This is a genomic window from Bacillus sp. FSL L8-0199, assembly GCF_038005705.1.
GTDB classification, from domain to species: Bacteria; Bacillota; Bacilli; order Bacillales; family Bacillaceae_G; genus Bacillus_A; species Bacillus_A cereus.
Window position 1 is genome coordinate 1 of sequence record NZ_JBBOTS010000006.1, and the last position, 16,675, is coordinate 16,675.

The following is a 16,675-nucleotide window of genomic DNA, read 5'->3' on the forward strand; positions in this document are numbered from 1 at the left end:
CTCTTCCGTTTTGTACGAAATGCCCCAAAATGTATTAAGCGGTCGTATGCTCCATAATTTTGTTGGGACATCTTCATATTTCCAATAAGCGATGCCGTTTTTATTCTTCTTTGCTTCAATATCTAAAGCTACTTTGCTCATTAAAGGGTTAGGGCCAATCCCTATTGTGCATTCGATCCGTGTTTTCGCATATATTTCACGTTTAAATTTCAATGCGAATTCATAGGGGTCATTAGCAAATAAATGAATGCTATCGGTAATGTCCATAAAAAATTCATCGATGCTGTATTGGTGAAAATCCTCAATAGGAACGTACTGCAAAGCTAACTTTGTTATGTAATTAGAGCATTTAATGTAAGTACCCATAATTGGATTTACAACAAGAATGTCTTTTCTGCGAGGAATCTCGTATAATCTGGCCATCTTCTTTACACCCAATGCCTTTAATGGTGGAGTGGCAGCTAGAACGATTGAACCGTTTCTATTTACATCACCGACTACAGCCAATTTTGTATACATAGGATCTAACCCCATTTTGATGCAACTTACAGAAGCGTAAAAGCTACGTAAATCCACACATAAGATGATTCTATTCGGTAAGATAGAATAGTCATACACTGTTATTCCTCCCTAAAATAAAAGAACGTTTGTTCTTATTATATACAAACTTACGTTCTGCTATAAAGAGTTTTTTTCTTAACGTACGAAATTCGCGTTATATTGGTGGGACCCCATGAAGGACATACTACATAGTTTCACCCTTCTTTACCACTCATATCATAATAAGGTGATTTCTTATGTGTGTGATGTTCATAATTGTGTACAGTTAACTTAAATATGTCCATCATTATATCCTCCATACCAGCTTACAATGCTACAAAAATAAAAAACTAACTTTTGGATAAAGTTAGTTTTCTAGAATTCTAATATTCTTTCATATGTTTTCATCAAATTTATTTAAAAATTATACAGTCACTTTTTCTTTTTCAATTCGCTCATATTCATGCTCTAATACTAATTCAGTTAATGTTTCATATTTTGTTTCTAAATACTGGTCATAATCATCCTGGTTCCATTCATACGATGAATCTTGTAAATTACTCTCTGCAACAACTTTATAGTGATGAATCATCTTTTCTAAAAATGAAGTAGTATCATCTCTTTCTATATAACAAGAAACAGGAACTTTATTCCAAATTATTTTTATGCCTTCTGTAGTAATAAAAAACAGTTCTCCCAATCCTAAAGGGTATTCAAACTGATTGCTTTCTTTATCAAATCCACTCATTTCATGGATTGTAACGATATCACCTTTTCGCAAAGATTTATAATCCTCATGTAAGTATAATTTCATACCTGGTTTATGATTATTAAAACTTGCTCCAACGAGAAACGGTTTTTCCATATTGTTACCTCCTACAATTTTAGTTTGATAAATATGCGGCTACAATGATTCTTCGGCTTCTCTCGATCTTTCTCCTTCTTCATTTGAATAGTATACATAACTCTTTACTAGCTAATCACAACTTGAATTTCCAGAATCATTTGAAGAAGAATCACCACAATTACTTAATGAGTTATCATGATGTGAGTGGAATGTAGATGCGGCTACAATAGATGATACATATTCTGAATTATCATCTAAATGCGTTGAAGATTTTGTGGATTTCTTGTGTTGCTTATTATTAAATTGTGGTGAATCATTGCAATAAATTTCATCATATCTATTTTCAAACGCGTCTTTGCGTAACTCTCTAAGTTGAATCTTTTTATTTTCCTGTCTTTCCTCTATTTGTTGAGCTTTTCTTTCTAAAAAACGATATAAAATCCTTATAAAACGCCACAACAGGAATGTAACTATAAAGAAAATACAAGACAGTTTTATAATTGTCATAACCCTAACCCCTTTATTTCACAACAATTTTCACTTTTTCCCCGTCAGGTATTTTCTCCACTTTATTACCTATATACGATCCCGCACCGCGATTATCAGCTGGTTTTATATATTTAATGTCAGCACCTTTTCCGCCCTCGCGGCACATGGCCATAGGATATTCATCCCGATCATATCCCTTTTTCGTTGGAACATTTGCTAAAGATTGTTTTCTTCTTTCAGCGGCTCCATCCCGATCAATTGTACAAATATCTGTCTTACCATTTGCAATCGCATCTTTAATATGTGCCGCTGTTTCTGGATACTTATTTGATGGAAGCTCTATTACTTGTGCAATATTTTGTGATCCACTCGTTTGTTTTACAGAATTTGAATTTTGAATTGTGGAACATCCTGTAAATAATAACCCAACAGCTAAAAAGCTACCTATAATTCCTTTGAATTTCATTGTACTCCCCCTTTTTATCCCTGGTTTATTTAAGCGCTTTGGGTTTCTTGAACAAGAATATTAATAAAGCACTAATACTCAAAATCCAAACAACTACCTTCCCAATATTCAATAAATAACTTGTTTTATTTTGTATTTGACTAAGCATATTTGTTGAAACAGTAGTTTCAGTATAAAAATCCAGTGAAAATAAATATGCCATAGATTCTGTTAACCCCATGCGTGCTTGTGCTGGAATTACCCAAAATACCATTGGTGCTACAAAAAATATAATGGTCCAAGCTACAGCTCCAAAATCAAATTCTTTAATATTATAAAAGGGACGTTCAACAAATTTCATATTAGCCTTCTCCTTTTCGATTTTTATCGTTTTCCGACAGAAGACTCCTTCCTCAAAAATGTGAAGGTGTGAAACACCAATTTTAGGAGGGAGATGAATGTCGGTTGGCATAAGCCAACATGTTTGCTATCCTTTACTTGTACAGATTGCTCTTCGAAAACTGAAGATATGAGGTTGGTTGCAGAAAAACGTTGCAACCGTAAAATCTTCAACGTTCTTTCACCCCACGTTTGCTGAAGTTGCGAAAACCAAGCTAAAGTAGGAAGCGTGGTGAGTTAACGTACAAGATACTTATGTTTTCACCGTAGGGACTACGGGCAGAGCCTGCTAAGATAACCGGTGGATACATCGGTGTTCCCAGGAGTCTCCCACTTCAAACAGTCCGTTAGGACGTTAAGTGGTGAGTAGTTCAATATTCAAAAATTACTAATTCAACATTCGAATAAACCCTACATTCTCAATATATTCAAAACCTCGTTGTTTCAAATTATATTCGATTTCTTCCCTATTTTCTTTACCTTCAATTTCATGCATCAATTCGAATTCACATACCGGCACAAATCCTTCTTGTTCTTTAAACATGGTATTGAGTATTTCTAACTCTATTTTTGATAAATTACTTTTATTTAGTAATTTACCTGTAAGCTCTAATGTTAACAATTTATGAAATTCTAATTTTTCTTCACTTGCTCTAGGTATTCTTATATTCTCTTTTAACATCCATTTTAAAGCATCTTCCATGACTTCAAATTTTTCAATTAGAAATTTAATTTCACCATCTGATAATTTTCTGGTATCTTCAATAGGGAATTTAGGTTTTGATGTAGATTTAAATATTTTATTAAAAATTTTCATTTCTACCCCTCTTTCATACTCTTAATTTTATAAGAAACACTGTCTCTTCAAATACCGATTTCATTTCAAATTCCGAACGTTCACTGGATCCCAAAGTCTATTTTATTCGTTTTTCAATAGCAGTTTTATTACGGTTTTATAATCTCACAAAAAGATGCCTTATCATACCCACCTTCTTCAAAATAGATTCTTGTTCCGCCTGCACCTTTACTAATTATCTCTTTCACTGTTTTATCTTTCTCGGATAACCAACTACGCACAACACTACCTATTTCCCCTTTTTTTCCGTTACTATCTGTAAAAGATTTGCGATTCATTTTTCAACCACTCCTTTTTTCATGAAAGTACCGATTTTGTTTCATTTTTATACTTTTTATGAAATTCATTAGTTATATATCCATTAATTGAAATAGCTATCACAAAATACGTCAAAAATTTAAATTCAGTATACAATCCAACAATTAAAGTCCCAATAATAAGTACAAAGAAAGAAATAAAGGAACTCACGAAAGCATATTCGTATTTCTTTGATTTTTTTGTTTCTCTAATATTTCTCATAACATCCCATCCTTATTTACTTCCGTTTCACTTGAAAATTCATGTGCGCATTCAACTGATTAAATCTTGAGATTTATCCGAAAATTTAAAATGAACTTTACCATTCTCACGTTTACATTCACACCAATCACTGTTCCATTTAGCTTGTAAAGTTGCGATTAGACTTGGTTTAGGATTTGCATAATGGGTTTCACAATAATTTAATATTTCCTCTACAGTCGCCCATTTCCTATGTTTATGGTAGCGTAAAAATGATTTGATATTTTCAATCATAATTGAATAATCAGTAGTGCCCTCGCCCCCTTTAACACCACCAATTTGTGTTTCATGATAGCTCTTAATAAAGCTTCTTATCGGTTTAAAACCTTTCTTTTTCAACTCATTAGGAATGCTTATATATCTTGCGGGGATAGATATATAAGCAATTATGTCATCGGAGAATCTGTCTTTTCCTATTTCAAGTAGTCCAAGTTTATTTTGCTCTAAGATTTTTTTCACACATCTAGGTATATGTCCTTTCCGTTGAGGAATTGCAATATAGACATAGTGACCATAATTCAACCTGTCTAACGCTTGATCTATCAGTTTGAAGCTTAATGTTGTCTTTAATTCAACAACAATGTCACAGGTACCATGTAAACCTAATACATCACACCCTAAAACTTCCCCATATACATTTGAACAGCCATTTTCAATTAAAAATGATTTTACAGGTGCAAATAAATCTGATTCCTTTAGCTTTTTCATTAGTTACCTACCTTTCATTGTAGAATAACAATTTCTAAAAAAACATTATCAATCTTAATTCTTGATGTTCTCTATTACCTAGTTTACAAATACTGTCTTATAGCTTTTCTCTTTCCTTCCACCATGCTTATTTCCACATTTAGGGCAATAGGGACCATCATTTTTCTTTTTACAATCTCGTACGTCCCCTCTTGGCAACGAAAAAGCAAATTGACACAACTCACAAGTGAATTTTTTCTTTGGTAAAGCATTTAGCAAAAAATTAATAACAATATCCCTCACAAACAACATCCCCCTTTTCGTTCTTATAACGTAAAGTCCTCCATTGTTTTACGAATTTCATCGGCTTCCACACCGATATATTGGAGTGTTTGTCTTTGTGTCGCATGACCAAATAACTTCATCAAATAGTACACATCTTTCATTTTCTTATAATACTGATAGCCAAATGTTTTACGCATACTATGGGTTCCCCAATGTTCTGAATCAATCCCACATGCCTGTGCCGCTTTATGCAAAAAGGTATGGGCCATTTGTCTTGTGATTGGCTTATCTCCTTGACGACTTGGGAATAACCAATCGGAATCTGCCATATTACTTGTATATTTCGCAATTTCTTGCTGTAAAACCGTATTGAAATATACTTCTACCGTTGTGTCTGTTTTTTCCATTTTAATTTTTATAACATGCTTCCCTCGAACATCTTTTACACGTAACCGTAAAATGTCACTAATGCGTAAACCTGTGTTAATTCCAAAATAAAATAAAAAGTAATTTCGATATGAGGAATTTTGCAATAGCCAATCTTTCATTTCTTCAATTTTTTCTATTGAACGAATTGGCTCTTTTGCCCCAGGTTTTCGTCCCCCTTTCATCATAAAACATAACCTCCTAAAACTATGTTGTAATCTATAATATGTAAAACTTAGTTTAACTATAACAATAATTTGTTAAACTGACAATCTTTTTCTTTTCATTTTATAGCGAAAAATACCAGTAATACCATAGAAAAACGCATGATATCACTGGTTTTTATGAGTTTAACATTTTGTATCTTTTGTAAAACTCATTCAATGGAATTATAAGTTGACAAACGATTATTTTTTCGAAAAAGTTGCCTAAGAGAATCCTTTTGAAAAAACAAGGATTTTTCTATTGAAAATGGTATATAAAAGAGATAGGATAACTTGCCCATGCGGCACTACCTAACAAGAAGAACATTCTAAAAGCATAGATGTCTTCTTTATAAGGAGGTATTTTAATATATAAATAAGTATAATTGGAAAGGAGGACAGGAAAGACAGTGGAAGGCGCCACATTTTTAATACATTTCAACTAAGAAAGGATAAATATAATGTACACAACAAACCAAAACAATAAAGAATATGATTTTTTTATTAGTTATAATAGCAAAGATTCGAATGTTGCCAGTTGGATTGGCTATATTCTTGAAGAGGCTAATTATAAAATTTATATGCAAGAGTGGGATTTTAAGCCTGGACAGAACATTGCACTAAATATGCAAAAAGGAGCGGCAAATTCAAAACATACTTTAGCTTTACTATCAAGTAACTTTTTTAGTTCTCGATATACACAACCAGAATGGGCAGCCGCTTTTATGAAAGACCCTATGGGTGAAGAACGTAAACTCATTCCTGTAAGAATTGAAGATATAAAATTAGAAGGACTACTACCTGCAATTTCCTATATTGATTTAGTTGGCATAGATAATGAAGAAGGGGCTATAAAGGCAATCTTAGAGGGAGTACAAACCCATAGAAATAAACCAGCTGTACGTCCAGCTTTTCCAGGAGCGGTATTTTCAAAAAAAGATAACCATGACAATATACCTCAAAATAACTGGTACAATGACTGGTTAACCAAACGAATTAATGAAATCCAAACTGATTCATCTTCTAAAATTTCTGATGGTTCAAAAATGGTCGTTCACCTTATTCCAATAGAAGCAATCACAGATCAAAAAGAATATAATATTTCAATTTTAGAAAAACAGCTTCTTAATTTACAACCTTTTTGCTGTATGGGTTGGAACCCTAAAATAAATGAAGATGGATTTTGTGTACTTCCTCCCTATCCTGAAAATGGTCTACCACATTCTTATGTACAATTTTTCTGGAATGGAGTTATTGAATCTGTTGATACAGCCATGCTCAAAACAGATTCAAGTGGTAAATATATCCCAGGTATATCTTTTGAAAAGGACATAATTAATCGCATTGAAGAATACTATATGCAGGCATTAAAAAATATTGGAGCCAAATTACCATTTGCAATTAGTATTACTCTTATTGATGTTAAAGACGCTTATATAGCAATGAATCATAAATTTCATCGTGCGAAAATACAAAAAGACGTCTTAAAATTGCCTACAACTATTATCACTTCTTGGGATGAAAATATTGGTAAATCACTTCGTCCTAGCTTTGATCGCTTATGGAATAACTGCGGTATTGCCAAATCTCCTAATTATGATACCGATGGAAATTGGAGACCAAAAAATTATTAAATAGATATATAATTCTTAGTGGAAAGCAATATATAGGTCATTAGATACATGTAAAAGGGGAAACATCTTACTTGATAGAAAGACGTTTCCCTTTTACATGTATTTAAAAACTTAAGCTTAATTTATGATTTAGCATAATAACAGGGCTTACATTGCTTTCTCCAACGATTTTCGGCATTTAGCCACCTTTTTTTATGACAAGAAGGACATTCGATACGTACTTTATCTAATTCCCACTTTAAAGTATTTCCATTGAAGTTGTATTTTTCATTTTCATTTGAAGGATCGGGAATTTGATTTTTACCAACTTCCACTATACAATTTTGACAGTAAAGTTTATTATGTAATTTTTTTAATGTAACAAAAGAAATACCTTTGAGATCACCTTCTATTGCATTACAAGCACTACAAATACGACCATTTAATTTATTTTGATAAAGCTCTAAACTATTTTTACAAGCTTCTTCATCATAATCATCATAGTAGCGAACTCCTGGTATGACCGTTGAACAATGATAACAACTTAAATCTTTTGTTCCTCCTGGATGGGTAAATTCATAATCTCCTAGTCCTTTTCTACCCATCTTATATTCAGAGCTTCCCACTACTCTAAGTATATTTTCAAAACCGCAATGAGTACATACTACAGGAAATCGTTTTGTTCTACAGTCCGAACAATCACAGGGGCTACCCCAATCACAATTTGGCATAAAATATCAACTTCTTTCCTATCAAATTTCTAGTATTTGTATAATTAAAATATACACCCCTTTGGTAAAATGTTCTATTATTAGTACATAGGTGAAATTACAATGAAAAATAATAAAAAACAAACATCATATTATATAAGAGAATATACATTGCGGAATAAAAGTACAAAATCCATAAAAGTGGAACCCTGGCGCTCTTTTAAAGAGGAAATGAGGGTGCTTGGTATTACGGATAATGACATTTTTCAAATTCAACTGATAAAAAAACATATATAACTTTAGCATACAAAATTCGTAGAATGCTGGTTGCCCCCTATATAAAATTAGTCAATTACAATTCCTAATTGATAAAATGGTTCTAATAAAGGTTAAAAATTATTTATAGGAGGTCATTATGTACGATTTAACAATAGGGCTAGAATATGACAGATCTTTAGATTTAAGTACGAGATACCGATATGATTTTGTAGGGATTGATTATCAAAACGATTATATTTATGGATTTATTTTCGTTTTTCGTACGATAAAAAAAGGGAACGGAACAGGTAATGTATTAATTGATTTAGTTCACAACTCTAACATCAATGCTCTCCAAGCTCATATACATGGCGATTGTCATTTCCATACCTTCCAATACAGAATGTCTATGAGCAATGAATCAATTAAAATTACAGACCAAATTTCTTTAGAGAAAGTAAAAAATACAACAAATGATGAATATTACGCACTTATAAAAGACCAAAAATATCGATTACTCAATAACGCTAGTAATCAAAAGTCTAAAAATGTATCCTTTGTTAGACATCTACTATTTACAGAATATAATCAGCACATAGCAAATGTAGATACTCTCGAATTTGCTCCAATTTTTAAGTTACAACAAGAGCATATATGGAATAACTCCAAGTATTCAGATTATATGAACGTGTCACAATTGGCTAAATTTGATGATACTCTAAAGCACTCCACAGAGTGGAAGCAAACTGAAACAATTATCCAAGATAAAATGGAACATTTAGAAAAACAAAAGGAAGACATACTAACTAAGCTTTTAGAATGGAACGATTTAGAGAACTCTCGTTTAATTGAATCGTGAGAAAAAATATTTTATGATGCGCTCTCATCATAAAATATTATATATGTTACTGTTAAAGGTAACATATATAATTTATGGCTATCAAACTAAGGTTTTCAAGACCTCTCCTAACAAAATTTTTATGAGTTTATAAGTTAATGTATAAACAGAAAGAATATTGCGAATAATGTTAATGCGGTTAAATGAAACTTTCTTACGCGTAAATCGATTGGTTAAGCTACTGATCATAGTGTATTCAATCGAAAAGCAACATGAGATCGTCACGAATAATTGGCACATACATAGCCTGGTGCACCAATACATATCAAGTGTCCGAAAAAATGTCACGCAAGGGATATATGTTGTTATCTGCTTTACTAACAATACATAGTGAAAATTGCCTGGTTGGTCTTCCCTAAATCCATACTGGGCTATTCGTGTTCCCATTTATTGAAGTATATTTTCTAAACTCGATAATAACTTTTCTTTTTCAATTGCAAGAGGAAAAGAACAATCCGCAACCTTTTTTAAATCCTCGTGTCTATACCGCACCAATGATTGTAATTTCAATTTAGGAATGCCTTGTTTTTTCAGATATCGATACACTACTACTTTATATTGAAATTTTATATTAAGTTCTTCTATCCCGTTCAACAGGTCTTTTAAACTATATAAATTTGTAGGGAATTTGCTAATCTCAACTTTTTTAACGTCTTTACTTTCTAATGCCAACTTTGAATATAATTTTTTGGCTTGCTGTACTGCTGCTGTTTCAAATGCTTCTGAAATTGTTGTTTTATTTTTTGAGCTTTTGGCCATTTCATTTAACTTTTCTTTAGCTGCTGGGCTTAATTCATTTACATAATACCTTTCGCGATCAACTAATAAAATGGATTCGTTGAATAAAAATTTCTGAAAACCACTTCTAGAAAATAATTTACGTTTTGTAAATAAATGCGTATGTACACCTTTCGTATCATGTGTAAATAAAGCTTTATTTGCTACTGAATTAATATATATATGATGAATATATGGAGCTATCTTCTCTTGAACATAATCGTAACTACAGCTAAGATATACCGCCATCTCATCTATTGTCATATTAAAATCCGACTCAATTAGCTCTAAATATGAATCCGCTATTTCCTCTAATGTAAGGCCCCCACCAGGTACTTTAACTAAATATGAATTTTCCATGTATTTTCCACTACCCTTTTTTTAGTTATATAGTCTAACATACCAAATTAGTATATGTTTCGTATATAGGTAACATATATTATATCTTTTTGATCAGTACTAACTGTTAAACGTTTTTTTGTTTTTGTAATTTATTCACTATTAATCATGCAACAAGTTTGCGCTTTGCTATCCCTTATCAAAATCATTTTATGCTATACTCTTACAGAGAACGTAACAGTGAAAAGTCTCTTCTATGTGTAATATCTTGTCACTTATTTTTTCTCTTGTGTCTTCTTCTTGCATCGTAAAAAAGAGCCACAATCCCAGCCATTGGGGATTGTGGCTCTTTTACTATCTTAGTTGTTTATTATGAATTTCCTTTCAAAATAAGCTCAACTTCTTCTATATTTAATTTACTTGCTTTTGCAATTGTTTCAATTGGTACACCAAGTTCATACATACCTTTAATCATTTGTATTTTCCCTTGCTGAACCCCTTCTTGAATTCCTTCTTTTTTCCCTTCATTACGAGCATGAGCAAACTTTGCAGCTTCATCCATCAACGCTTTCTCCCTTGCTTCATATGCTTGTCGGAAAGAAGAATCTTGACTCATACGTTCCCATTTATTCATCGCTTTTTGTAAAATTGGGTCTTGGTTCATCGCAATATCCTCCAATGTTTGGGTTAATTGTTCGTCCTCATTCGCTGGTAGTAATAACAACCAACGAACAAATGAATCTTCCCAGGGATTTACTTGTTCATTCCTCCACTGTTGCATGAGTTTTGGAATCTCTACGATGTGAACTTCAATATCATTACTTAATACCTTCTGTTGTTGCTGATTCCATAGGATTCCGGTTGTATGGAATGCCTCGTATTCAGGAAACATAACGAAATTTAACAAATTGATCGTAATTGTTTTATGAAGAGAGCTGTATGGCATCCCCTTTTGAAGTTGGGATGTGTATAGCCTTCCCCAGTAATATAAACTTCTCTTAATCATGTCATGATTGTTATTCAACTGTATTTCGACATTTACCTTTGTACCTGTATCTAATGTAGCAGAAATATCTAAAATCGATAATTTATCTTCTTCATGTTCTCGGTGCAAGTGTGGGTCTTCTAATTGCAAAGAAACAATAGGAGATTCTAAAGAACCTTGCAACATAGCGTTTAAAAATGCAATAAGTATATCTTCATTCCCACTTGTGCCAAATAATTGTTTAAAAGCAAAATCAATGCGTAAATTCACTAATTGTTGATTGGACATGGGTTTTCCTCTCACCAACTCATAAGATGTTTTTCTTTTATTGTACATAAAAAAGGGATACGCATGCAAACAAGCTTTTATGTAAACATACATGAAAGCCTACCTATAGCATTTGTTGTATAGAACGGAAAAATGTTGATTGTAAGAAAAACTTGAATTTATTATACAAAATAACACAATTAATTCAACAAATTCTTTCGGCTATTAGCCAAATTTATCAATTTATAGAATATTTTGTAAAAATAAGATTCCTAAACTATACCAATTGTTGTATGATGAATATAAGGGATACAAGACTAGCGATGAAATACATAATATCTCGACTTTTTATATTATAAAAAAATATGAATGGGAGAATGATAGTATGTTGAAAAAGAAACTAGGTAGATTAGGTGTAGGAGCTTTAGCATTGGGTGCTTTAATCCCTTCAACTTCCGCTTTTGCAGAAGAACCAACAGCACTTCCTACTAATAGTGTAAGCTATGAACAAACAAATTTATCACAGACACAAGTCAGCGAAGATTTTAAAATTGAAATTTATGATAAAGATCAAAATTTAGTTAAAGTCTATAATAAAGAAGAACTGGCTCAATTCAATCCACAGCTTTCGTCTACGCCTCTAATTGGAGCTCAAAATAATACAATTAATCCTTTAGCATTAAAAACAACTTCTTTTCCTGGTGCATCTTTCGGTGATTACGTTTGGATTAGAAGTGGAGTAGAATTTAAAAAACCTCAAAGCGTTGCTGTAGAGACAAGTAAATATGTGAGGGATTTAGCTGTAGGATTATACGTAGGTAATACCCCTTGGGGCGAAGCCATAGCAAGGGGCGAATTTACAGGAGGGTTAAATATCCCAACGGGTCATCTTACAGGTGGGATGGATTACTTTAAAATTAAACTTATTAATCGTGGCGGCGGAAAAATCACTATAGATAGCGGCGTAGTATTTCATCAATAAAGAACATAAAAAAAGACCAGGGCGACCCCCTGGTTCTTTTTTATGTTCTTTGATAAATTTTAATTTATTAACTGATTATCGCTATTATAAATTTGAATTATATACGTATCTTTTTTAACCAGCTTTTTGTTTTTATCAGTTTTCATAGCATTATTTATATCTTGCTCAAGTCTTTTTGCATTTTCCTTTGCAGTTGATTCATTTCCAACTATAGGAGTATTAATTGTAAGTGTAACAGGTCCGTTCGAATCTTTGCTATTACTTATTATGGTAGTTCCTTTGTACTCTGGTTTACTTAATAAATCATCTATCAGATTGAAACTAAACAGTTCCCATCTATGCTCTTTTTTTGCTAATTTAACGTCTTCTTGAACAATATTAATTGTATAAGATGTAATTTTTTTCTTCTTTAATTCTTTATCGATTTTTTCCTTAACTTCTTTAGGTTTTTCTGTATCCGATATTCTAAGGTCTAAAAACTTTGCGTCATCATCTACTGTAGCGCTAAGAAAATTTTTATCAGTTACTACATAATGAACCGAATCCAACACTCTATAACCCTCACTTTGCGAGGCTTCTACACTATCAATTTGCTGACAAGATCCTATTAACATGAGTGAAGAAAAAAGAAGCGGAACAACAAACTTTGATTTTTTCAATTACATCACCTCTCTATTTCTTTCTTTCATCATACACTAAATTTACAGCAAAAAGGAAAAACTGAGGTGTAGAAACTCTATAAACGATGTGTTCTTCAATATATTATTTTTTTAAAATTGTACATAAATAAGTGATTTACATGCAAAAAAGCTCTTATATCCATTGACATAAGAGCTTTTTTGACACCATACATAATTAACAGATTAGTTGCGTTTCATAGAAACTGAAAGATTGCCTACTGTAAGAAAAACTCACGTTTAGTATACAAAATACGAACAAAAATTCCAATCCATAAATTCATAAAATAATAAAAAAGCCTGGCTGTAGAAACAAAACTTTTCCTCTTTTATTTTTGTTCGATTACATACCGACTATCCTCCGAAACACATAGACTTGCCTTATTCACTTTTATACTGCATTTTCCTAATCGCCGCTTTACTTCCGATTGTAATTTTTCATTTGCTTCCTCTAAAGAACATGCTGGAATAATCGTAGATTGTGAGTCTGTTACCTTGCCGCTATACATCACCGAAAAGTCAAATTCATATTGATGTATCAAGATTTCTCCACTCCCTTTTTCTTAAAGTTCCTCACAGATCATTCTTATTTGTCACTTGCTCCTGTAGTTTTTGAAGTTGGATACGCATTTGCGGTACATACCAGCTTTTTCTTAAACGAATAATCGCTATTCCTACAATTAAAATCAAAAAGGCTTGTAGGATAATATCTTGTGTTTCCCATAACGTGCACAAATACAGAAGACTTCCCGAACAAAAATAGTACATGGCCAATAATAGGTTTATATTTGCGATTATCATTTGTTTCTTTACAATCGCGGCTATTCCTGCCAAAACAAGCGTACAAACTCCTATACTTAGCAAAATATATGCAATAACCTTAAAAAAAATCATCCCCACACCCCCTTTTCTCTAAAAACTCATTTAAACCACTCAAAAGACCGAATAAAAGACGTAACCTCATTCAATACTAAATGTATTAATAGTTCCTTTAAAATCAATTACAAACGAATCTGAAACGTCATTTTTTCTGAAAGGGGAACTTTTTGTGTTGAAAATCATATATACTTTGTTTTCCGACACATCCCATTGAAAAGCCTGTAAAAAAAGTTGCACCAATGATTTTCAATCCCCATTGCCACGTGTTTTCTTGTAAAAAATGATGCGATACGTAGAGGCATACCCCTGTACAAATAATGATCCAAATTCCATATTCATCATATTTTCTTTGTTCTAATTTTTGTTCGTGGAACGGATACACCTGGATAAACAAAAAGGCTATCAGCAAAACTGACAGCCCAATTCCAAATACAATCATTCTTTATCGCCCCATTTCCCCTTAATTACCCCCCGTTATAGCGCTTCTGTAACAATTGCTGTATACGTGCCGCATACATTTTAAAATAGGGAATGTTTTGCGCGGCAACCTTTCCAAAGTCCATTTGCATTAATGTTTCTTCTAACAGTTTGAACTCAAATTCTAAAAATGTATCATGCTGTTTCTGAATCGAATGCGGGATATTATGCAAGGCATCCGCAATTTCTCGTACATATGTCACACTGTATTCATCTTGATTTGAATAAGAAAATACATTTCGAATCAATACAAACGTTTCTTGTAATACTTCATACCCTATATGATGCAATACATTTTGATTTACCAACTCCCCTCATTCCTTTCTCTATGGCCCTTCAATTCCTGTATTGATTTGAAACTCGTAATTTTCTACAAACCATTTGTCACCTTCTAATAGTAAATTTAATTTCATTGTGTGTTTTTCTTGTTGATCTGTTCCATCAACCGTTACAAGATAATCATATTTGACCGTTACATCCGCTTTATTATCAGCGGTTTTGATGTAGTACATATCTGTTATCTTCGCTTTCGTTTGAATATGCATAGAGCCATCATCTTGTATATGGTTATGTCCATCATCTGGCGCGTTTAATAATTTGTTTCGTGCCTCTCCTGTTATCATTTCTTTGATTTTTTCAAATCCTGGCTTTTCTTTTTGTTTATTATCATTCTGTATTAACAGCTCAACAAACTGTTTCGCCACTTCTTGCCCTTTATCTTGGGTATTTTCTGTTAAAACTGTCACGCGCTTTTCCAATGCTCGATTTTCTGTTTTTAGCTCTTTTACTTGTTCCGTCCATTTCTTTTCCGATTGCTCGACTTTATGCTGTAAGGTGCGATTTTGATTCCATAACCATACACTGATACCCACTAGTACAGCTATGATTAAACCAACGATTCCCTGTTTCATCCCTAATCCTCGCTTTCTTTCCGCTTATTTCGGCAAATAAGGTGCTGGGTCGACTTGACCAAACGTCAAAGATGTTTTGATCTCAAAGTGAAGATGTGGCCCTGTTACTTGCCCTGTTCTTCCGCAAACACCTACCTGTTGACCGACTCCAATGTTTTGACCTTCCTGTACAGTAATGGACGACATATGACCGTATAAACTCCAATATCCATTCCCATGATTGATTACAACTACGTTTCCATATCCGCCAAACCCCGAACCGGAAGCGCCAAATTTCGCCCACTCTACAACGCCACCTTTCGACGCGGCAATTGGTGTGACACCGTCTTGGCAAGAATAATCAATGCCTTTATGAATAGTGCCCCACCGTGGCCCAAATGGGCTTGTAATTGTTGTTTGGGCGATAGGACGAATAAACCCTTGTGAGCTTGCTGATCCCGTATCTACAACGCCGCCTGGCTTTCCCGCTTCACAATTGAAAGTAAGTCCGCCCATTTGCGCCACAAATTTTGTTACTAATACTGGCCATAAACCATTTGTGCCATGCGGATCATTTGCGGCTCCTGGTGGTGCATATTTCGCTCCAATTGCTTCTATGGTTGTAATCCCCATACCGATATAGTTTTTATATAAGTTTCGGGCCATAGCGTTGATTCCTTCATCTAAAGTGGCAAACTTCATGAATCCTTTCATTTGTGAACTACCAGGGTCCATGAGGCCACCAGGGTTGTTATAGTTCTTTACTGCATTAGAAGTACCGTTCCCCGTTTCCAACCTTGCAATGGCTGCTAATAAAACGGGATCGATTTGGTTTTGTGTTCCTGCATTTAAAAAAGCTTGTGCTTTCCCTGTAAAAACGCCGCCTAGGTGGGGTTGTAATTCTTCTGGTGCCACTGATTTTCCACCTGGCCGACAAACCGTCATTCCATTACTTGGGATGGTTGCTGGCGCTTCCTCTTCTTTTTTACCAATGCCTTGCCCCAAAACGATAAATAAAAGAAATCCAATACAGACGAACAATCCTATCGTGAAAGTGGAACTCCCAAAAAGAAATGTCAGTAACCAGGATTTCTTTTTCTTCTTCTTTTTTTGTTCTTGTGCAATCTCTTCTTGTACCGTTTTGTCTACGACTTCTTTTATTTCTGGTCTCATATCATCCCTCCCCCC

Annotated in this window: 23 protein-coding genes; 3 read left to right on the plus strand and 20 right to left on the minus strand. The window is 33.3% G+C overall.

The window, feature by feature from the left end; translation table 11 throughout:
- The 10 genes from NST86_RS34285 to NST86_RS34330 form a co-directional block, all read right to left on the minus strand.
- On the minus strand, positions 1 to 618 hold a 618-nt coding region (locus tag NST86_RS34285; protein WP_445661341.1), incomplete at its 3' end, for a Y-family DNA polymerase.
- A 346-nt stretch (positions 619 to 964) separates the two neighbouring features.
- Positions 965 to 1,405 (minus strand): hypothetical protein, encoded by a 441-nt coding sequence (locus NST86_RS34290; protein WP_340935706.1) that lies wholly within the window; start codon positions 1,403 to 1,405, stop codon positions 965 to 967.
- 111 nt (positions 1,406 to 1,516) lie between these two features.
- Complete coding sequence (locus NST86_RS34295; protein WP_340935707.1) at positions 1,517 to 1,894, minus strand: hypothetical protein; 378 nt, start codon at positions 1,892 to 1,894, stop codon at positions 1,517 to 1,519.
- A gap of 13 nt (positions 1,895 to 1,907) precedes the next feature.
- On the minus strand, positions 1,908 to 2,342 hold the full coding sequence (locus tag NST86_RS34300) for a NucA/NucB deoxyribonuclease domain-containing protein (protein ID WP_340935708.1): 435 nt from the start codon (positions 2,340 to 2,342) through the stop codon (positions 1,908 to 1,910).
- Between the two features lie 25 nt (positions 2,343 to 2,367).
- Positions 2,368 to 2,682, minus strand: coding sequence for a hypothetical protein (locus NST86_RS34305; protein ID WP_098772493.1), 315 nt, complete (start codon positions 2,680 to 2,682; stop codon positions 2,368 to 2,370).
- A gap of 426 nt (positions 2,683 to 3,108) precedes the next feature.
- Entirely contained in the window at positions 3,109 to 3,537 is a 429-nt protein-coding gene (locus NST86_RS34310; RefSeq protein ID WP_340935711.1) for a hypothetical protein, read from the minus strand.
- Between the two features lie 128 nt (positions 3,538 to 3,665).
- Positions 3,666 to 3,854 carry a hypothetical protein gene (locus NST86_RS34315; RefSeq protein WP_340935713.1) on the minus strand — a complete coding sequence of 63 codons (189 nt, stop codon included), beginning with the start codon at positions 3,852 to 3,854 and terminating at the stop codon, positions 3,666 to 3,668.
- A 19-nt stretch (positions 3,855 to 3,873) separates the two neighbouring features.
- Positions 3,874 to 4,095 carry a hypothetical protein gene (locus NST86_RS34320; RefSeq protein WP_340935714.1) on the minus strand — a complete coding sequence of 74 codons (222 nt, stop codon included), beginning with the start codon at positions 4,093 to 4,095 and terminating at the stop codon, positions 3,874 to 3,876.
- Between the two features lie 51 nt (positions 4,096 to 4,146).
- The gene (locus tag NST86_RS34325) at positions 4,147 to 4,842 is read right to left on the minus strand and encodes a hypothetical protein (protein ID WP_340935716.1); all 696 of its coding nucleotides are present in this window, start codon (positions 4,840 to 4,842) and stop codon (positions 4,147 to 4,149) included.
- 305 nt (positions 4,843 to 5,147) lie between these two features.
- Positions 5,148 to 5,720 carry a tyrosine-type recombinase/integrase gene (locus NST86_RS34330; RefSeq protein WP_340935717.1) on the minus strand — a complete coding sequence of 191 codons (573 nt, stop codon included), beginning with the start codon at positions 5,718 to 5,720 and terminating at the stop codon, positions 5,148 to 5,150.
- Between the two features lie 476 nt (positions 5,721 to 6,196).
- On the opposite strand from NST86_RS34330, the gene NST86_RS34335 reads away from it, so the two are divergent.
- On the plus strand, positions 6,197 to 7,369 hold the full coding sequence (locus NST86_RS34335; protein WP_340935719.1) for a toll/interleukin-1 receptor domain-containing protein: 1,173 nt from the start codon (positions 6,197 to 6,199) through the stop codon (positions 7,367 to 7,369).
- Between the two features lie 122 nt (positions 7,370 to 7,491).
- Here NST86_RS34335 and NST86_RS34340 read toward each other — a convergent pair whose 3' ends face one another.
- Positions 7,492 to 7,953 (minus strand): hypothetical protein, encoded by a 462-nt coding sequence (locus NST86_RS34340; protein ID WP_245916739.1) that lies wholly within the window; start codon positions 7,951 to 7,953, stop codon positions 7,492 to 7,494.
- A 520-nt stretch (positions 7,954 to 8,473) separates the two neighbouring features.
- On the opposite strand from NST86_RS34340, the gene NST86_RS34345 reads away from it, so the two are divergent.
- Positions 8,474 to 9,175, plus strand: a complete 702-nt coding sequence (locus NST86_RS34345; RefSeq protein ID WP_340935721.1) for a hypothetical protein — start codon at positions 8,474 to 8,476, stop codon at positions 9,173 to 9,175.
- A 426-nt stretch (positions 9,176 to 9,601) separates the two neighbouring features.
- Here the strand turns inward: NST86_RS34345 and NST86_RS34350 are convergent, their stop codons facing one another.
- Entirely contained in the window at positions 9,602 to 10,351 is a 750-nt protein-coding gene (locus tag NST86_RS34350) for a hypothetical protein (protein ID WP_340935722.1), read from the minus strand.
- Positions 10,352 to 10,700: 349 nt separating this feature from the next.
- Positions 10,701 to 11,603: an Rpn family recombination-promoting nuclease/putative transposase gene (locus tag NST86_RS34355; RefSeq protein WP_340935723.1), complete on the minus strand. Its 903-nt coding sequence runs from the start codon at positions 11,601 to 11,603 to the stop codon at positions 10,701 to 10,703.
- A 364-nt stretch (positions 11,604 to 11,967) separates the two neighbouring features.
- On the opposite strand from NST86_RS34355, the gene NST86_RS34360 reads away from it, so the two are divergent.
- Positions 11,968 to 12,564: a hypothetical protein gene (locus tag NST86_RS34360; RefSeq protein ID WP_144572450.1), complete on the plus strand. Its 597-nt coding sequence runs from the start codon at positions 11,968 to 11,970 to the stop codon at positions 12,562 to 12,564.
- A 59-nt stretch (positions 12,565 to 12,623) separates the two neighbouring features.
- On the opposite strand, the gene NST86_RS34365 is transcribed toward NST86_RS34360, so the two are convergent.
- The 7 genes from NST86_RS34365 to NST86_RS34395 form a co-directional block, all read right to left on the minus strand.
- Positions 12,624 to 13,223, minus strand: a complete 600-nt coding sequence (locus NST86_RS34365; RefSeq protein ID WP_340935726.1) for a DUF4030 domain-containing protein — start codon at positions 13,221 to 13,223, stop codon at positions 12,624 to 12,626.
- Positions 13,224 to 13,570: 347 nt separating this feature from the next.
- Positions 13,571 to 13,783 (minus strand): hypothetical protein, encoded by a 213-nt coding sequence (locus tag NST86_RS34370; protein WP_016123839.1) that lies wholly within the window; start codon positions 13,781 to 13,783, stop codon positions 13,571 to 13,573.
- A 31-nt stretch (positions 13,784 to 13,814) separates the two neighbouring features.
- On the minus strand, positions 13,815 to 14,135 hold the full coding sequence (locus tag NST86_RS34375; RefSeq protein ID WP_016123838.1) for a hypothetical protein: 321 nt from the start codon (positions 14,133 to 14,135) through the stop codon (positions 13,815 to 13,817).
- 127 nt (positions 14,136 to 14,262) lie between these two features.
- Positions 14,263 to 14,559 carry a hypothetical protein gene (locus NST86_RS34380; RefSeq protein WP_042868099.1) on the minus strand — a complete coding sequence of 99 codons (297 nt, stop codon included), beginning with the start codon at positions 14,557 to 14,559 and terminating at the stop codon, positions 14,263 to 14,265.
- A gap of 25 nt (positions 14,560 to 14,584) precedes the next feature.
- Positions 14,585 to 14,905, minus strand: a complete 321-nt coding sequence (locus tag NST86_RS34385) for a hypothetical protein (protein WP_340935731.1) — start codon at positions 14,903 to 14,905, stop codon at positions 14,585 to 14,587.
- Positions 14,906 to 14,923: 18 nt separating this feature from the next.
- Positions 14,924 to 15,508 carry a hypothetical protein gene (locus NST86_RS34390; protein WP_340935732.1) on the minus strand — a complete coding sequence of 195 codons (585 nt, stop codon included), beginning with the start codon at positions 15,506 to 15,508 and terminating at the stop codon, positions 14,924 to 14,926.
- 24 nt (positions 15,509 to 15,532) lie between these two features.
- Complete coding sequence (locus tag NST86_RS34395) at positions 15,533 to 16,660, minus strand: peptidoglycan DD-metalloendopeptidase family protein (RefSeq protein ID WP_340935734.1); 1,128 nt, start codon at positions 16,658 to 16,660, stop codon at positions 15,533 to 15,535.
- Positions 16,661 to 16,675 lie beyond the last annotated feature (15 nt).